Source organism: Acinetobacter sp. YT-02, assembly GCF_002412355.1.
GTDB lineage: Bacteria > Pseudomonadota > Gammaproteobacteria > Pseudomonadales > Moraxellaceae > Acinetobacter > Acinetobacter towneri.
The window spans coordinates 23,238-41,474 of record NZ_NOZT01000010.1 but is presented as its reverse complement, the minus strand read 5'-3'; the positions used below and the strand labels follow the sequence as shown (position 1 = coordinate 41,474).

Genomic DNA, 18,237 nt, shown 5'->3' with positions numbered 1-18,237 from the left:
TCGTCATCTATCGATTTCACATCGAATTATAAAAATGGCTAAAAAATCAAAACACTTTTGCCAAATAGTCCAAGACACTCAAATATTTAAAATATTACAATTTGTGTCATTTATTACAGGCTTCAATCTATCAAGTTATGACGTTTATTAAAATCAGTTTTCCCGAATAAGAAATCACAATTAATCATAATTACAGATTCAAACAATTAAACCATATAAAATTCAACACCTTAAATAGGTTGATTATTCAAGTATTTACACCACCATTAGACTATTGTATATATTTCAGTTCTGTTAAAAAGCCCGATTTTTTCGAAAAAAATCACCATTTGAAAAAGTATTGACCCCAACTCAATCTGATTGAGGTTGCAAAATATGAAAAACGGCAAACATCCCAAACCCAATAAATAGCAGCATTAATACAGCCATATTCAGCAAAGCACTGCCTGTTAAAAAGTTGAGTAACACTCCACCAATCAAGCCACAAAAGAATTGCACACTGCCCATGACCGCACTGGCTGTTCCTGCACGTGCGCCTTGTTTTGCCATAGCTAGTGCCATGGCATTCGGGCCTGTAAAACCAATCCCAGACACGGCAAGAAATAAACCGATCATCACCAATGCCAAAGGTGCATACCCCAAACTACCTGCAAGCAGTAGAATGACCGCACCACTCAGTTGAATCATGCTGCCCAATTTTAAGCGTTGTAACACACCCAATTTGCCACTGATTTTTTTATTCAGGGTCGAAAACAGCATAATACCAATCGCATTGGCACCAAACACATAAGCAAAAGCTGTTTCACTCAAGCCATATTGATCCATCATGACTGCACTTGAACCGCTGATATAGCAAAACAATGCCCCACCAGTCAGACAGCCTGCCAACATTGGAAAACGAAAATCACGATCTTTTAAAATGGCAAAATATAAGGTCAGGACTTGCTGAAAATTCAAATTTAAACGGCGTTCTTTCGCCAAAGTTTCTTTAAAAAAGAAGTGCACACATAAACAGCAAATAATTCCAACACAGGTCAGCACCACAAAAATAGCTTGCCAATTCATCCATCTAAGTACCCATGCCCCCAGCGTAGGCGCGATAATGGGCGCAATGGTCATCACAATCATCATGCTCGAAAAAGCTTGAGCGGATGTTTGCAAATCTAAGCGATCACGAATAGCTGCTCGTGCAATTACCACACCTACACAGCCACCCAAAGCCTGCAAAATACGTGCAGCAATCAGTCCCCATTCATTTTGTGCAAACACGCACAACATACTGGCGAGTGAAAACAGTGCTAAGCCAAAATATAAAGGCGGCTTACGCCCAATCCGATCACTCAGCGGCCCATAAATCAGTTGCCCCAAAGCCAAACCTAAAAAGTAGGCTGGTAAACTGTTTGCAACCATTTGGGTCGATACGCCAAACTCGCTTGCCATTGCGGGCAAGGCAGGTAAATACATATCAATCGATAAAGGCCCAAGCGAGGTCAGTAACGCCAACAACAAAATCCATGCAGTCGAATATTGCTGCATGTTGGGTTGTTGCCTAGATGGTGGCGTACTGCTTGAACTTGGCAGCGTTTTCGATATGCTCATATTTTATGATGAAATGACAGATGTACAGACAAGCTTACACGCTCCATAGTATGATTTGTTGTGATCAAAGATGAATTTTCACATATTAGGTACTCTAAACATCTCATCTACAGTTACAATGTACGCAAACCTTCATCTTGCAGCATAAATCTCTGTTTAGACAGAAAAGTTTACTTAAAGGAATGATGTTGAAACCTTGGCTGATAAAGCTCAAACAAGCGACCTATAACACCACATTTATGTATAACATCCGCATGCTCATTGCATTTGCGGGAACTGCTTTTGTTCCCTATTTTATGGGGATGCAGCTTGCCACTATTCCTTTAACTTTAGGTGTGCTTGCCGCAGGTTTGAGTGATATTGATGACCGTTTTTCGGTGCGTATTGTCAATCAGCTCTATACCTATATTGGTTTCTTTGTTACCGCCACATCAATTCAGTTTTTATTTCCGCATCCTATTTTATTTGCTACAGGCTTAATCCTGTCGTGTATTGTCTTAATTTTGCTCGGTTCGCTCGGACGACGTTATGCCACCATTTCTTATGGCTGTTTGGTGGTGTCAGTCTATTCCATGCTTGGCGTCAACCTATTTGATGACTGGTACATGCAGCCGCTGCTTTTGGTTTCGGGCGCAATTTGGTACGGCTTAATTTCGACCATCAGCTTTTTACTGTTCCCTGTTCGTGCCTTACAAGACAAACTTTCACTCAGTTATTCTTCTTTGGGTGATTTTTTATTTGCCAAATCAAATCTATTTGATGTGGATATGACTGCACCGAGTTATCAACAAAGTATCATTGATTTATCACTTGAAAATGGCAAATTAATTGCGATTTTTAACGACTTAAAAACCGCTTTACTGACCCGTTTAAAAGGTGACCGCGGGCAAAAAGATACCCGACGTAGCTTACAGTATTACTTTGTCGCACAAGACATTCACGAACGTGCCGACTCTGCACATATTGATTATCAAAAACTGGCGAAAATATTTCAGCACAGCGATATTTTATTTCGCTTCCAACGCATTTTGTCGATTCAGGGCAAAGCCTGTAAAGATTTAAGCGAAAGCATTTTGCACCGTAAACCTTATGTGCATAACAAGCGTTTTAAACATGCTTTTGAAAATCTTAAACAGTCTTTAGAAAAACTGCGCAGTGAACAGCAATATGACCAAGTCTGGATTAATGCATTGTTTGCCCTATACCAAAACCTGAAATCTATTGATGCTCAATTGCGTAACCTTGAAACCGAACGCAATATTAAACTGGATAAATCAAAACATATTGAACAACAACTGAAAGATGACGACTTAAAAAGTTGGGATGATATTGTCATTCGGATTAAGCAGCATTTAACCCCCGAATCGGTTTTGTTCCGCCACGCCATTCGTTTGTCGATTGTACTATTGATTGGCTATATTTTTGTGCAAGTCACCAATATTCAATATGGCTACTGGATTTTACTGACCGCCCTGTTTGTGATGCAGCCCAACTTTAACACCACCAAACGACGTTTACGTTTGCGTATTATTGGGACGTTGGCAGGGATTGTAGTCGGCTACACCATTTTATATTTTGTACCATCTGTAGAAGGACAATTACTGGTTTTAGTGATTAGTGGCATGTTGTTCTTTGAATTGCGTAGTAAACAATATGCACAAGCCACTGCTTTTATGACCATTTTGGCGCTGATGAACTTTAACCTAGAGGGTTTAGGCTATGCTGCAGCCGTACCACGTATGGTCGATACCTTAATTGGTTGTGCGCTAGCATGGTTTGGCGTGAGTTTTATCTTCCCCGATTGGAAATTCCGTCGTTTATCACGCACGATTCGCCGCTCACTCACCGCGCAATGTGGCTATTTGGCAGAAGTGATTGAACAATATAAAAATGGACGCAACAACGGTTTGAATTATCGTGTCGTGCGCCGTGCTGCTCATAATACCGATGCAGAAGTTGCTTCACTGATTTCAACACTCGCCACCGAACCTGATTTTGACCCCAATCAAAAAGCTCAAGCCTTTGAGTTCTTGTGTCTAAATCACACCTTTATTAGCTATATTGCTGCACTTGGTGCGCATCGTGACAAAATTGACGATCAGGAAGTCTTGCAACTGCTCGATCAAGCAATGGACGATATTCAAGGTGCTTTACTGAAAGATGAAACGCCAGATTTAAGTGTACACAACATGTTGCAAACCATTCGTCAGCGTTTAAGCCAAAACAAAGAAGAAGATCAAAAATCATTAATTATTTTGCAGCAATTATCTTTGATGATGAGTATCTTGCAACAATTAAGTCGCTTAAAACAAAGTTTAAGCCACGAACATGATCAGGACGCAACTGAACTGGCGTCTTTATAAACAATCCTGCAAACGGTCAGTGCCTACTTATTCGCCCTAAGCTGCACAAGTATTCACCGACCTTAGCATGATTTTGCGACAATATACTCACTGCATGACAGCAATTAATGCTAAACTTTTTATAGTTTTAAATTTGTTAGTTTCACTATGACCGCGAAAAGTTTATACGCCTATACCCTACAGCCTGTGATCTACGAAGTTTCTGAAGAAGAACAACGTCACGCACAACTGGTAATTTGGCGCAGTACCAATAAAATTGGCATGAAAGCATGGATTATTATGGGTGTGATTGTTGCCCTTTCCATTTTAGGCATTCTGCTATTAAAAAATTATTCGACAATTTTCTGCTGGGTTGCCATTGTCTGTGTGGTGCTCTACCTGCTGGTGCGTAAATACGGCTTGGAATGGTACGTTAAGCGAAAAATGAATGAATTTCCTGTTCAAGAAATTAAAGGGATTCGTTTAGGCGTACAGCCGCACGGTATCGTGATGCGTCAGCAAATGGGCGCTCAAGAAGGCGTGGGTGCAATTGGCTGGAAAGATGTGTATGAATGGTACAATACCCCTGAGTTTATCTTGATGAACTTCAAAGTAAAAGGTCAGCAAGGTGCTTATATTCTGCCTAAGCGTATGGACAGCAAGAACTTTTCGTTCAACACCATTCGCAAGCATTTGACTGAAGCTGCAGGCGAAGCCAAGCAAATCTAAATATCCCTATTTAAAAATAAACCTCTATCCCCTGTGATGGAGGTTTTTTTTGCTTAAAATTAAAACAATGAACGATAATGAGAATAAATAGCATTTGCATTAACTTCATCTCTGCATTATTCTGCATCACAATTCATACTCAACAACCAACGCTTATGCTGAAGAAAGCCTTTTTCCAAATTCACTGGTTCCTTGGTATTACTGCAGGACTGATCTTGTCACTCATGGGCGTGACAGGTGCGATTTATTCCTACGAACAAGAAATTCTAAAATGGATGAATCCGAACAGTTATCAGGTACAAGTTGAGCAGAAAGCCAAACTAAGCCCTGCAGAAATTTATCAACATTTTCAGCGTACCCAACCTGACTATAAAATTAATAGCATCACCGTTGCAAAAGACCCGGCTGCATCTTCAAGCATCAATATTGCGAAAGAAGGTGCAAAACGTGGACAAAATATCCTGATTAATCCTTACTCGGCAGCAGTGTTGCCTGAAATTCGGGGACGTGAATTTTTCCAGTTTATTCAGCAATTACACCGCAACTTAACCGTAGGGCCTATTGGTAAACAAATTACAGCCGCATGTACCCTCATGTTGTTGTTCTTTGTGTTAAGTGGCATTTACCTACGCTGGCCGAAACGCCATTCATTTAAACAATGGTTTGCGCTCAAACCTCAATTAAAAGGACGTAATTTTATTTGGGACTTACATGCCGTAGTGGGCACGTGGGTCGTGATTTTCTATCTAGTTTTGGCATGCACAGGACTGTATTGGTCGTATGAGTGGTGGCGCAATGGCATGTTTAAAGTCATGGGTGTGGAAAGACCACAAGCGCAATTGCAAGCAGATGGACGCAACAAACCTGTAAATTCAAATGCTCAAGCACTTCATCAGGCTGCGCAAACACAAACTGTAGGACGCCGCGCAAACACTACAAAACCAGCCAAGCAGAATACGCTGGATCAGGCACAAATCAATCTGGCATTGACGAAGGCATGGCAACATTTCCCGCAGCAATTGGGGCAGGATTATTCCAGTATCACTTTTAATGTGCCTAAACACGCCAATAGTGAAATTGAAATTAACTTTGTCGATGTCATTCCACAACATGAACGTGCCCGCAATAACGCAACTTTTGATTATCAACAAGCACGTATTACTCAACTTGAATTATATGTAGACAAACGGCTTAATGAAAAAATCATGAGCAGTATGCTGCCTGTGCATCGCGGTAGTTTCTTTGGGCCTGTTTATCAATTTTTAGCCATGCTTTCTGCATTGATGATGCCGCTGTTTTTCGTCACAGGTTGGATGCTGTATTTAAAACGTCGTAAACAAAAGCGTTTGACTCTTGCTGCACGTCAAAACCAGACTCAATTTCAGATCGACCCAAATGCTGCACACTGGCTCATTGTCTATGCCAGCCAAACAGGTACTGCCGAACAATTGGCATGGCGCACCGCTACTAGTCTGCAAGAAGCACATCAGCCTGTCACAGTCAAAGCCCTGCAACATCTCAGCCTTGAAGATCTTAAAAACACCACCCAACTGTTATGTATTGCTAGCACTTATGGCACAGGTGATGCACCCGATTTGACCTCAAGTTTTGTGAAAAAAATCCTACCGCAAACCTGTGACCTGAGTCATTTGCGTTATGCAGTACTGGCTTTAGGTTCACGTGAATATGCAGATCATTACTGCCGTTTTGGACATACGATTGCTGCATGGCTGCAACGTAATCAAGCACATGCCTTGTTCAATACCATTGAGGTAAATAATGCCAATCCTGCAGACATACAGCGTTGGAATCAGGCTTTGGTACAGGTCACACAACTTGACTTACCAAGTATGCATATCGAAAAAACTTTTGATACATGGACCTTACAGCAACGTGACTTGCTAAATCCCAACAGTTTAGGCGCACCCGCCTTCAATATTGAACTGTTAGCACAACATGATGTGCATTGGTCTGCAGGTGATATTGCAGAAATTCAGCCTGAAAACAGCACTGCACGGATTCACGCCTTTTTAAAACAGCATCAACTCGATGCCAATACAATTCTTGCTAATGGTCAGCAAACCTTAGTACAAGCTTTGGCAGATAAAGACCTCACCGCGCCAATTCAGACATTTAAAACTGCGGATGAATTATTGGCACAACTTTCACCCTTGCCTAGTCGTGAATATTCAATTGCCAGTATTCCTTCACAACAGGTTTTAAGACTTGTGGTGCGTCAAAAATTCGATGCTCAAGGCGAGCTTGGCTTAGGTTCAGGATGGTTAACTGCACATGCTGCACTTGGGCAAAATATCGCATTACGCATTCGCAATAATCCATCTTTCCATTTAATTGATGATGACCGCCCAATTATTTGTATTGGCAACGGTACAGGGCTTGCAGGATTAATGAGCTTATTGCATGCACGTACCCGCCTGAATTACACCCAAAACTGGTTGTTTTTTGGTGAACGTCAGCAAGCGCACGATTACTTTTATCAGCACACCATCGAGGCTTGGCAAAGCACAGGTATGCTACAACGCCTTGATTTGGCCTTTTCCCGTGATCAAGCCGAAAAAGTCTATGTACACCATAAGTTACGCGAACAGGCTGAAGAATTAAAACGCTGGATTGAACAAAATGCCGTGATTTATGTCTGCGGTAGCATTCAAGGCATGGCCAGTGATGTCGACCAAGCCTTAAAAGATATTTTGGGTGAGACTCAACTGGAACAATTACGTCAGCAAGGACGTTATCGCCGAGATGTGTATTAGGATTTGTTGACACTTTTTAAATGGCTTGCGCTGTAGCTCTATAGCTAAAACTTGGCAATTCACCCAAGTTTTATCCATAGCCTCAGCCGAAACATAATTCAGTTGAGGCAAAATTTTTCAGCAGCTTCGGCTATACTGTTTGTACAGCATCACAGTACAATAAAATTATGCAAGGCATGCAAGCAAGTCACGTACAAACACAATTTAGTCTATTTAAAAGAATATTGAGTAGCCTAATTGGATTAATTTTAGTATTGGATGGTGCCTATCTCATCAGCTTAAAGAAAATTCATTTCGGCACCGTTTTACCTGTTTTAATAGGCATGATGCTGCTGTGTTATGCCATTTTCTATACTTGGATTCAAAGCTACTTAAAACAACATACACGCTTAGATTGGCTGTGGAAATTCGGTTGGGGCGTATTTTGGCTGTGGTGCATCAGCCTGCTGATCTTTTTTACTTATATTCATTTCAGTACACAGCAGCAAAATACTGTAACCAACAATGCTAAAGTGGTGATTGTACTCGGCAGTGGCATTGAAAATGGACAACCATCGCCCACGCTCGCCAAACGACTGGATACTGCAGCCGCGTATGCCTTGGAGCATCCACAAAGTTATTTAATAGTCAGTGGTGGCCCTGCTTTTGCGGAACAACTCACCGAAGCGCAGGTGATGTCCAACTATTTGCAACAACGTTATGCAATTGCAGCATCACACATTATCTTGGAAACCCAAAGCACCAGTACGGCACTTAATTTGAAAAACAGTCAGCCCTTGCTGCATACATTAGGCACAGATAAAACCCAACCGATTATAATTGTCACCAGCGACTTTCACACACCACGTGCAGCAGCCATTGCCAAACGACAAGGATACACACAGTTCAGCATGCTCAGTGCAACGACACCACTCTATACCCGCTATAACGCATGGTTACGCGAGTATTTTGCTTATATCAGTGGTTGGCTGCTGAATGAGTATTAAAAATAAAATCTAGCAAGCAGATCGCTTAATTCAAACGTATCGAGCGTGGTAAAGGAATTTGCATATCTTTAAAAAATTCAGGTTTTTGCATATACACCTGATACAAATAATTTTTTAGATCAAGCAATAACTTTTCAGGGGCAACCAATACATTCTGCCCTTCTGGGCTTAGATTCATCGAAATATTGGTGGCTTCCTGACGTAAAAATGGAATCACTTTTTCAATAAAATCTTTCAGTGAAATTTCTTCGACTTGATAATTGGCCCAATTGTCTTTAATTAACAGTTTTGCCAGACTTTTATTTTGCCACATTGCAAAAGCACGTTGCCCTGTAGGCGTGGCACAGAGCGCCCAGCCATCTTCATACAATGCAAAAACATGCCCCTGAGACACAATGGTTTCAATAAATTGCTTGTAAATATCTTGTGCATTATAAGTTTGCGTTGCTTGCTTAGATGCAGCTTTACGTTGATAAGGATTTCGCATAAGTCACGGATATTAGTATTATTATTAAATAAAAATTTTAGGCGAATTTATTGCAATACGCAAGTAATATAAGATAAAGGAGGATGAAAGGATATGGTGGGCGCTGACGGGATCGAACCGCCGACATTCTGCTTGTAAGGCAGACGCTCTACCAACTGAGCTAAGCGCCCTGAAGATTAAAAAATAACATCGTTATTTTTTATGATGCAAGACAAGCAAAGAACGTCGTCTTGAACTTTGAAATACATTTTTCAGATCAGGGAATGAAAAATGGCGCAGCGGACGGGGCTCGAACCCGCGACCCCCGGCGTGACAGGCCGGTATTCTAACCAACTGAACTACCGCTGCAACGGTAATTGCGTAAGCAATTAAGGTCTTTTTTGTATGTATGCCAAGCATAAATACTAAAATATGGTGGGCGCTGACGGGATCGAACCGCCGACATTCTGCTTGTAAGGCAGACGCTCTACCAACTGAGCTAAGCGCCCTTAACGTCTTTATCGTTTGTGAGGTGCATTATAGAGAATCTTTACCGCCTGTCAAACGCTTTTCGGCTTGTTTTCAGTTTTTTGTGACTGAGTGATTAAAAAATAGGTGATCCGCTATAAAAACAAACAAATTCTGCAAGTTATTTTAGTTTTCAAGCAAAATTAATGTGCTTTTCAACTTGTTAGCTCTGCAATCTATCTGCTCAATATGTTGGTTTTTTATGTTGTGATAGATACAACTTTATTCAATTGACTCGCACCATCAACCAAGCAAACCTAAGCTATTTAAATCTAGCTTGTGTTCAGAAATATAAACCAAGGCTTTTTCTGGAATCAGTTCATACAATTCTAAAATATCGTGGTTACGCATCCGAATACAGCCATGCGATGCAGGAATTCCCATCGGCTCTGTATCTGGTGTGCCATGTATATAAATATAACGCTGAAAAGTATCGCAGCCGATGCCTTGATTAAAACCTTCTTGCAAACCACTGAGCCATAAAATGCGGCTTAAAATCCAGTCTCGTTCAGGAAATTGTTCAGCTAAATCTAAATTGTAAATTTCCCCTGTCGGTTGACGTGCAATGAACACTGCATTTTCAGGTTCATTTTCACCAAACTTTAAAGCGACTTCATGCCAGCCACGTGGTGTTTTACCACTATTTTCAGTTTCACCAATGCCATTCACACCACTCGAGATGACGTAGAGTTTCTGATGCTTCGGCAAATATAAAGTTTGCTCGGCTAAATCAATCAAAATATCTGCTTGTGTGTATAAAAAAGACATTGCGCTACCCTATTCTTCTTCTTTCGTGGGCGGCTGTGGTTCAGGACGTAACCACAACCAAATACACACCACCAACATGGTGGTATTGGTAAAAATTTTGACCGCAACGGGCGCAGTTGTGAACAGCATGATCACGGCACTAATACTCATCATGATCGTTGCAAACCATTTGGCTTTACGCGGTACAGTACCATTGGCGCGCCAATCTCTGAGTGTACTGCCATATTTAGGATGATTCAGTAACCAGTTGTCCATTTGCGGCCAACCGCGTGACGATGCCCAAGCTGCTAAAATCAAAAAAACTGTAGTAGGCATACCCGGCAACAATGCACCAATAAAGCCAAGGATGACAAAGATCACCACTAAACTTCGCCATAACAAGCTTTGCATACCACTGTCCTAAACTACGAATTGCGGTAGTATAAAGCGTTTTTTAATTTTCCGTTGTAATTCTGCATTTTTCAGCATGGATTCATAATGATTGAGTTGTATCAACCCGAACTTCTGCCCGAAGTATGGCTGACCTACAAAACCCCGCTTATCCGTCAGTTGGCTTTTAGTGTGGCAAGTCCGAATATTTTATGTGCTGTGCCTGAGCAATTGCCCATTCAACATACTTTTGAATTCCATTCAGATACTTTTTGGCAGCAGCATTATCACGCTTATCAATCACGTTTAGCCTATTTAGATTCACATCCCGAAGCGGTGTACGATTTTTTAAATCAACTGAAAAGTACCCGTTTAGGCTTACGCTTTGAAATGTTGATGTGGTTTTGGCTGCGTGATCGTGACTATCATCCCTTCGAATTATTGGGGCACAGTATTCAAATTATTGATGGTGCTAAAACTGTGGGTGAACTGGATTTTTTACTGCACAACCATGACACGCAGCAGGTTGAACACTGGGAAGTCGCATTAAAATACTACTTAGCCGAAGCGGATTGCTCTTTGGCACACTGGTATGGTTTAAACCGCTCCGATACTTTAGCGCGTAAACTGAATCATTTTAGTCAAAAGCAATTTCAATTTAAGCAAGCCTTGGATGTGCCGATTCAACGCCGTTTTGCTGTACTCAAAGGACAATTGTATTTCGCCATACATCACTTGGCACAATCATCTACAACCCTTGTGCCATACTGGGTTAATCGCGCTCGTCGTTTAGGTCTTTGGGGGAGTGATATTCCTGCCCAAGCAGAACGGTTTTATCGCCTGCAACGTCATGAATGGATTTGTCAAAATGCTCAAGCCAGTAGCCTACCGAATCAATGGTGGGGCGATGGTTTGTATTATCAAGAGGCACATTCACAATTTTATATGTATCGCGCTGCACCGCTGATTAACTATCCCCCTTTAACACGCTGAATAACTGTTTCAACATTTTATTACGTAAGCACCATAAAAGTTGCCTATTTATTATTCTGTTTATTTCCTAAGCTAAAAAACACATCAAAATAATCTATCTAGAGCATATTGGAGATGATCATGAAAAAAATTCTAGCGACTTCACTACTATTAGCCTTTGTTTTAACGGGTTGTAATACAATTAAAGGCGTGGGCGAAGACGTGTCTTCTGCAGGTCATGCGGTGAGTAATACTGCTGAAAAAACCCAACAAGAAATTCGCAAATAATTCTGAGTATTTCAGGAATATCTTCACAAAAACTACAAAAAACCTTGTTCTCGGACAAGGTTTTTTCACGCTAAAATTTCACTTTTGTTGCATTATTCCCCTATTATTAGCACTTACTCTTGATAAACGTCTGAAACTCTCATGACCTCTTCTGCTACTCTGGATTTAAGCCTTCAGCTTTTACGCCAACCGTCTGTCACTCCTGTCGATCACAACTGTCAAAACCTCATGGCAGAACGCTTAGAAAAAATTGGATTTAAGATTGAATCTATGCGTTTTGACGATGTAGATAACCTCTGGGCGCGTAAAGGTACAGAAGCACCTGTCTTTTGCTTTGCAGGTCATACCGATGTTGTACCAACTGGCAATTTAAACGCATGGAATACCGATCCATTCGTACCTGAAATTCGTGATGGCAAACTTTATGGTCGTGGCAGTGCCGACATGAAAACCGCATTGGCAGCCATGGTGGTTGCCTCTGAACGCTTTGTCGCCAAACATCCTGATCACAAAGGTTCAATTGCCTTTTTAATCACCTCAGATGAAGAAGGGCCATCCATTAACGGCACCGTCAAAGTCGTTGAAACATTGGAAGCTCGTCAGGAAAAAATGACTTGGTGTTTGGTCGGTGAACCTTCAAGTACGCATAAACTTGGCGATATTATTAAAAATGGGCGTCGTGGTTCACTGAATGGAGTCTTGACTGTAAAAGGTAAACAAGGTCATGTGGCTTATCCACACTTAGCAATTAACCCGATTCATACCGCGTCTAAAGCAATTGCGGAACTGTGTGAAACGGTATGGGATTATGGCAATGAATATTTCCCAGCCACCTCATTTCAAATTTCAAATATTCAAGCAGGGACAGGTGCAACCAATGTTGTCCCTGGCAACATGACCGTGACCTTTAACTTCCGTTATTCGACTGAAGTGACTGCAGATGAACTAAAAGCACGTGTGTTGCAAATTTTAGATCACCATCAAGTGGATTATGATATTGAGTGGACACTTTCAGGTTTGCCATTTTTAACCCCTGTGGGTGAATTGGTCAATGCTGCACGTCAGGCCATTCGCAATGTCACAGGTGTTGAAACAGAATTATCTACCAGTGGCGGCACTTCTGATGGTCGCTTTATTGCGCCGACAGGTGCACAAGTGTTGGAGTTAGGCGTACTCAATGCCACCATTCACCAAATTAACGAGCATGTTGATGTGGCTGATTTAGAGCCATTGGCAGAAATTTATGAACAGATTTTGGAAGGATTACTAACTTAAATCCAATAAGATTAGTTGCATGAAGCAGAAAAGGAACTCTATTTGAGTTCCTTTTCTATTTTACAACGGAGAAAATTGCGTTTAGATCGTCAAATTTTCTTGAATGTATTGCAAATTAGGCACATGAAAGACCTGCTCACCCATACGGACATATTGGAATACCGCAGGATCAGTCGTGGTTTGCTGGTCATCATCTACCACTTCAGAAATACGCAAGCGCAGGGTTTTAGGCATTTCATTGCACATCAAAGCAAAACGCTGCTCCATTTCATCGCCTTCAATAACCAGTGCCACGCCCATTTTTTTCTCTGGGTCATTGACCGCATAAACAGGCAATTGCGATTCGTGCCATTCCACAGTTTTAACTTGAGTGGCGTTATCCAGCGCTGACAACACAATATTTTGAGGTATCAGCATTGGTTGTTTACCATGACATTCAACAATATAAGCATCAATAAAACCGGTAGATACGGTAATTAAATGTTGCAGCTCTTGCTGACTGATTTGCCCGAGTAAATTTGGACTATTCGTCTGACTCATCGTTTACCCCTGACTAACTGCTAATAATTGTTCAATATTGGCAAGCAATTCTGCCTCTTGGAACGGTTTACCCATGTAGTGCGTCACACCCAAGCTAAACGCTCGTTCGCGGTGTTTTTCACCTGTACGTGACGTAATCATGATGATCGGCAGATTGCTATGCATGTCGTGGTGGCGTACAAGGTTAGTCACCTCAAAACCATCCATACGTGGCATTTCAATATCCAGTAACATCAAGTCAGGTTTGACGTTTTCAAGCTGCTCCATGGCATCGACACCATCTTTGGCAGTCACGATGTCATAACCTTGACGCTCAAGCAGACGTGAAGTTACTTTACGTACGGTGACTGAGTCATCCACAATCATAATTAAGCGGCGTGTATCACGACGTTGGCTATCACGTTGATCGCTGGCTTGTTTAGTACGTTGCGTTGCAAGAATTTGACGGGCAATGTTCTGACCATCCAGAATCAAACAAACTTGACCATCACCCAAAATAGTTGCGCCTGCAATTGCACCAATGCTTGAGAACTGTTGTCCAATTGGTTTCACAACAATTTGACCACGCGAACCAATCAACTGATCGACTAGTAAAGCAATGGTTTGACCTGTGCTGCCTTTAATTAACAGAACAGGTAGTGAATGACCCACATGGCTTAAACGCGGTAATGGCTGATTGCCAACGAACTCAGATAAGTAACGTAACTTGTAGTTCTGGTTGTCAATTTGGAAGAAATCTTCATTGCTGTTGAAGTAAGATTCCAAAGTGGTTGGTGCAATACGTACAATACGGTCAATTTGCGCCAACGGTACAGCAAATTGTTGATCACCAACTTTAACCATTAAGGCATCGGATACCGCAACCGTCGTTGGTACACGAATACTAAAGGTTGTGCCTTGACCTAATGTTGAATCTACAGAAACGTGACCGCCGAGCGCCTTAATCTCACTTTGCACCACGTCTAAACCAACGCCACGACCTGAAATTTGTGTAACCGATTGTGCTGTTGTAAAGCCTGGGTGGAAAATGTATTGCAGAATTTCGTTTTTATCTAAATTCTGATCGGCTTTGATTAAACCTAAGCTCAATGCTTTTTCTTTAATCTTGGCATCATCAATACCCTTACCATCATCCACAAAAGTCACCACAACATCTGTGCCTTGACGGGTAATGTTCAGTTCAATTTTACCAACTTCAGGTTTATTGGCTGCAGCACGTTGTGCAGGGTCTTCAATCCCATGGTCGACCGCGTTGCGCAGCATGTGTTCAAACGGTGTCACCAAACGCTCTAGAATGGTACGGTCTAATTCACCTTCAGTGTTATAAACCACCAGTTCTGTCGGACGGTTTAAGGTCGATGAAGTCTGACGCACAATACGTTGTAAACGTGGCAATAAACGTGAGAATGGTACTAGGCGTGTACGCATCAAGCTTTCTTGAATTTCAGCCTGAATACGTGATTGTTGTAATAACAAACCTTCGGCATCACGAATTTTTTCAGCCAAGGTGCTCTTAAAGTCCACCAAGTCCGATGCAGATTCCGCCAGAGATTTAGACAACTGATTCAACGATGAATATTGGTCCATCTCTAATGGGTCAAAGTCTGCATAACGTGAGTTTTCAGAACCATGCTTGGCAATAATTTGCGATTCCAGCTCGCCTTCCATTCGACGTAACTGATCGGCAAGACGTTTAATCGCCAATTCCATCTCATTCAACGTACCGCCTAGTTGCCCAAGCTCCATTTCAATACGTGAACGGTTAATCGAGTTCTCGCCTGACAAGTCAATCATCTTCTCGACTAAATCGGCAGAGATACGAATCATCTCATTGCTATTATCCAGCTGTGTGGTTTCACCCCACTCACCCGACATTGCAGGCGGCTCTGTACCATCACCCTGAACAAACTCATAACTACGGCTTGGCGATAACAAGTCGGTATGCGTTAAACGCTCGGGCAATTGCGCAGATACATCTACAAACTGCATCGCCGACAAGCTAGATTTTAAGCTGTCATAATTGCTGTAATCTGCTTTGAAGAGTGCATCACGCAACCATGCCAACGTGGTTTGCAACAAGGCATCATAAACATTTGAGTTAAATTGATGCACAGCAAACTGTTCAAAGGCACTTTCAAGTTGATAGGCAATTTGCGCAACAGGCTCAATTTCAGCCATACGTGCACCGCCTTTTAAGCTGTGTGCCGCACGTTGTAATTGAAGCAAGATACTACGGTCACTACGCTGTTCAAACCATTGTTTCAAACGCTGATCTGCAGCATCCAAAATTTCTTCCGCTTCTTCTCGGAAAGTTTCAACCACAATTGAATGTAATTGCTCATCTTCAGATTCAGCACTTGCTTCAAGACTTACAGTTTCTGTGATCGGCTCAAATGCCGCAGCAGCGGTGTCTTCAAAATGTGCATCATCAGCAATAACTGCGTCATCTTCAGCTAAATCTGCAGTTGTATCTTGCAACGCTTCTACCGCCAACTCAGGCTGTGCATCAACCTCTTCTACTGCCTCAATAGTCTGTTCAGGCTGCGCTGCGGTTGTCGCACCTGCGACTGACGCATCTGCATCGCCTTGTGCCAAGCTAACAATGTTGCCTAAAATCGCAATTGACTCTGGTGCTGCATAGTCCACACGCTCATCACGAATGGTCTGAATACGGTCTGCAATATCATCTTGCACCAAACGAATAATTTGAATTAACGCAGGTGAAACAACAATTTGGTTGTTAATGATACGCTCGTAAATCGACTCAAGGTTGTGTGCAATTAAACCAATATGCGTCGCAGAAATCATATTTGCGCCACCTTTCAAAGTGTGCAAATAACGCATTAAGTTATTTAATGCCGAAGTGTCACTGGCGTCTTTTGACCAAGTATTGACATCTTCATCCATACCCACCAAAAGCTCTTCTGCTTCTTCCAAGAAGATATCCAGCAAGTCAGGATCGAAGTCTTTATTGGCATCATCGGCATGTATGTTTTGTTGATCTGATGCAATACGTTCTGACAATTGCGCCAAATTCACTGTGCCCGAATTTTCGCTAGCAACTGCAGCAGGCACAGCTTCAGGTTCTGCAACAACTGTTGTTTCTACAGCATTGTCGCTCACTGATGTTTCAGCATCTTCAAGTGCAATTGCATCAATGTCTTGCTGCACAAATGCAGTTAAGTCATTTAAGGTTTTCTGAATGTCTTCTGTAACCGTAACACGCTGTCCCGCAGCCAAGGTATCGAATAAATGAATAAACTCTTGGTGCGCCTGTGCAAATAACTCATAACCATATTCAGAGTTAAGCAAGATTGGCTTGGCTAAAACACTGTCGTAAGCGGCTTTAAGTTCTTCGGTAAATTGATGGATACCCACAGACGCACGGTTATCGGTATGCTCTACCAATAATTGTGCTTGTGCGCTGAGTTCTTCTAAATAGCTTGGGAATTGCGCTTGCGCCAATTTATCAAATTCAAATTCGGCATCAAGTAAACGATCAATATTCAGTTCGATTAGCTTCGATACTAAACCTTGAGGATTAGAGTCTTCTGTATCGCTGGTGCTAAAGCCGTAGCTATCCCATGCTTTATTAAAAGTTGCATAGATTACATCTAAACCATCACAGTGACCTTGACGAAGTACATGCAGATAATCCCGGACAAATTCTGCATATTGCACCAACAGCGCAGTTTCTTTTGATGTAGATTCAATTTCATCTTGTACAAACGCCTTAAACAAGTTTTCAACTTTAGAACTGGCTTGAAAAACTTGATCAATTTGCGCCATAGACGAACTGCCGCGCAGTGTATGTAATGCACGGATTAAGCCATTATAGTCTTGTGAGTAAATCTGATCTTGTGCCAAGAACTGATCAATGGTCGCTAAATGCTCTTCAGCTTCTTCTACAAAAATAGCCAGAGTTTCAGCCAATAGACTCGCATCAGCAGCCTCTTCTTGTGCAACTTCTGTCTGCGGCATTTCTTCAGCAGTCATTACATCTTCTGATGATTCAACTGCTGCGACAGCTGCTGTTTCAACTGCAGCATCCGTCAATTCTAGTCCTGTCGGCATATCAGTGGCAGTCAGTTGATCTGCTAAAACCAGCAACTCTTCCAATGCAGGTTCAGGACTTTGGTTTTGCTGTAATTGTTGTCCTAAAAGCACCAATGGGCGTAAATCAAGATCAATTAAACCGACTTGCTTAAAAATTGGATAAAGCTTGTATTGATAAATATTTAAAACAGTTTTTGCGTATTTTTGAATATCAGTATTGAGTGTTACCGCACCCGAAAGCACACGGTTTAAAGTATCTTCAACCGTCCATGCCAATTCGCCCGCAGACTTCGCACCCACCATGCGACCCGAGCCTTTTAAAGTGTGAAAGTGACGACGAATAGTCACTAAAGTTTCTTGATCTGTTGGGTTAGCAAACCAAGTAGTAAATAATGGATTTAATTCTTCGAAGATTTCTTCAATTTCTTCGACAAAAATTTCAAGAATTTCCGCATCTTGCTCAAGATAACTATCTTCAGGAAGCGTCATTGTTTCGACTAAATTTTTTAATATTTCTTTCATAGCTAAGGCTTCTTACGTTTTCA

At 41.7% G+C, this 18,237-nt stretch carries 13 protein-coding genes and 3 tRNA genes; 7 read left to right on the top strand and 9 right to left on the bottom strand.

Features of this window, described 5'->3' with window-relative positions; genetic code table 11:
• Positions 1-351 precede the first annotated feature (351 nt).
• Positions 352-1,536 carry a multidrug effflux MFS transporter gene (locus tag CF596_RS05500; RefSeq protein ID WP_096901470.1) on the bottom strand — a complete coding sequence of 395 codons (1,185 nt, stop codon included), beginning with the start codon at positions 1,534-1,536 and terminating at the stop codon, positions 352-354.
• A gap of 251 nt (positions 1,537-1,787) precedes the next feature.
• On the opposite strand from CF596_RS05500, the gene yccS reads away from it, so the two are divergent.
• From yccS to CF596_RS05480, 4 genes are all read left to right on the top strand, one after another.
• Positions 1,788-3,962, top strand: coding sequence for a YccS family putative transporter (yccS, locus tag CF596_RS05495; protein ID WP_096901488.1), 2,175 nt, complete (start codon positions 1,788-1,790; stop codon positions 3,960-3,962).
• A 147-nt stretch (positions 3,963-4,109) separates the two neighbouring features.
• Positions 4,110-4,670: a YcxB family protein gene (locus tag CF596_RS05490; protein WP_004977388.1), complete on the top strand. Its 561-nt coding sequence runs from the start codon at positions 4,110-4,112 to the stop codon at positions 4,668-4,670.
• A gap of 155 nt (positions 4,671-4,825) precedes the next feature.
• Positions 4,826-7,444 carry a sulfite reductase flavoprotein subunit alpha gene (locus tag CF596_RS05485; RefSeq protein ID WP_096901469.1) on the top strand — a complete coding sequence of 873 codons (2,619 nt, stop codon included), beginning with the start codon at positions 4,826-4,828 and terminating at the stop codon, positions 7,442-7,444.
• Between the two features lie 167 nt (positions 7,445-7,611).
• Positions 7,612-8,430, top strand: coding sequence for a YdcF family protein (locus CF596_RS05480; RefSeq protein ID WP_096901468.1), 819 nt, complete (start codon positions 7,612-7,614; stop codon positions 8,428-8,430).
• A 25-nt stretch (positions 8,431-8,455) separates the two neighbouring features.
• On the opposite strand, the gene CF596_RS05475 is transcribed toward CF596_RS05480, so the two are convergent.
• From CF596_RS05475 to CF596_RS05450, 6 genes are all read right to left on the bottom strand, one after another.
• The gene (locus CF596_RS05475) at positions 8,456-8,917 is read right to left on the bottom strand and encodes a DUF2750 domain-containing protein (protein WP_004977378.1); all 462 of its coding nucleotides are present in this window, start codon (positions 8,915-8,917) and stop codon (positions 8,456-8,458) included.
• A gap of 94 nt (positions 8,918-9,011) precedes the next feature.
• Positions 9,012-9,087 (bottom strand) — tRNA-Val (locus tag CF596_RS05470).
• Between the two features lie 101 nt (positions 9,088-9,188).
• A tRNA-Asp gene (locus CF596_RS05465) sits at positions 9,189-9,265 on the bottom strand.
• A 64-nt stretch (positions 9,266-9,329) separates the two neighbouring features.
• Positions 9,330-9,405 (bottom strand) — tRNA-Val (locus tag CF596_RS05460).
• 262 nt (positions 9,406-9,667) lie between these two features.
• Entirely contained in the window at positions 9,668-10,192 is a 525-nt protein-coding gene (gene elsL / locus CF596_RS05455) for a cell wall-recycling L,D-carboxypeptidase ElsL (RefSeq protein WP_004968267.1), read from the bottom strand.
• Positions 10,193-10,201: 9 nt separating this feature from the next.
• A complete protein-coding gene (locus CF596_RS05450) occupies positions 10,202-10,582 on the bottom strand; it encodes a YbaN family protein (protein WP_004968265.1) in 381 nt (126 codons plus the stop codon).
• Positions 10,583-10,669: 87 nt separating this feature from the next.
• On the opposite strand from CF596_RS05450, the gene CF596_RS05445 reads away from it, so the two are divergent.
• The 3 genes from CF596_RS05445 (at position 10,670) to dapE (ending at position 13,096) form a co-directional block, all read left to right on the top strand.
• Positions 10,670-11,554, top strand: a complete 885-nt coding sequence (locus CF596_RS05445) for a DUF1853 family protein (protein ID WP_096901467.1) — start codon at positions 10,670-10,672, stop codon at positions 11,552-11,554.
• Positions 11,555-11,674: 120 nt separating this feature from the next.
• Positions 11,675-11,821 carry an entericidin A/B family lipoprotein gene (locus CF596_RS05440; RefSeq protein ID WP_096901466.1) on the top strand — a complete coding sequence of 49 codons (147 nt, stop codon included), beginning with the start codon at positions 11,675-11,677 and terminating at the stop codon, positions 11,819-11,821.
• Between the two features lie 141 nt (positions 11,822-11,962).
• The gene (gene dapE, locus CF596_RS05435) at positions 11,963-13,096 is read left to right on the top strand and encodes a succinyl-diaminopimelate desuccinylase (protein WP_096901465.1); all 1,134 of its coding nucleotides are present in this window, start codon (positions 11,963-11,965) and stop codon (positions 13,094-13,096) included.
• Between the two features lie 81 nt (positions 13,097-13,177).
• Here the strand turns inward: dapE and CF596_RS05430 are convergent, their stop codons facing one another.
• On the bottom strand, positions 13,178-13,636 hold the full coding sequence (locus CF596_RS05430; protein ID WP_004975530.1) for a hypothetical protein: 459 nt from the start codon (positions 13,634-13,636) through the stop codon (positions 13,178-13,180).
• A gap of 3 nt (positions 13,637-13,639) precedes the next feature.
• Positions 13,640-18,214 (bottom strand): Hpt domain-containing protein, encoded by a 4,575-nt coding sequence (locus CF596_RS05425; protein WP_096901464.1) that lies wholly within the window; start codon positions 18,212-18,214, stop codon positions 13,640-13,642.
• Between the last annotated feature and the right edge of the window lie 23 nt (positions 18,215-18,237).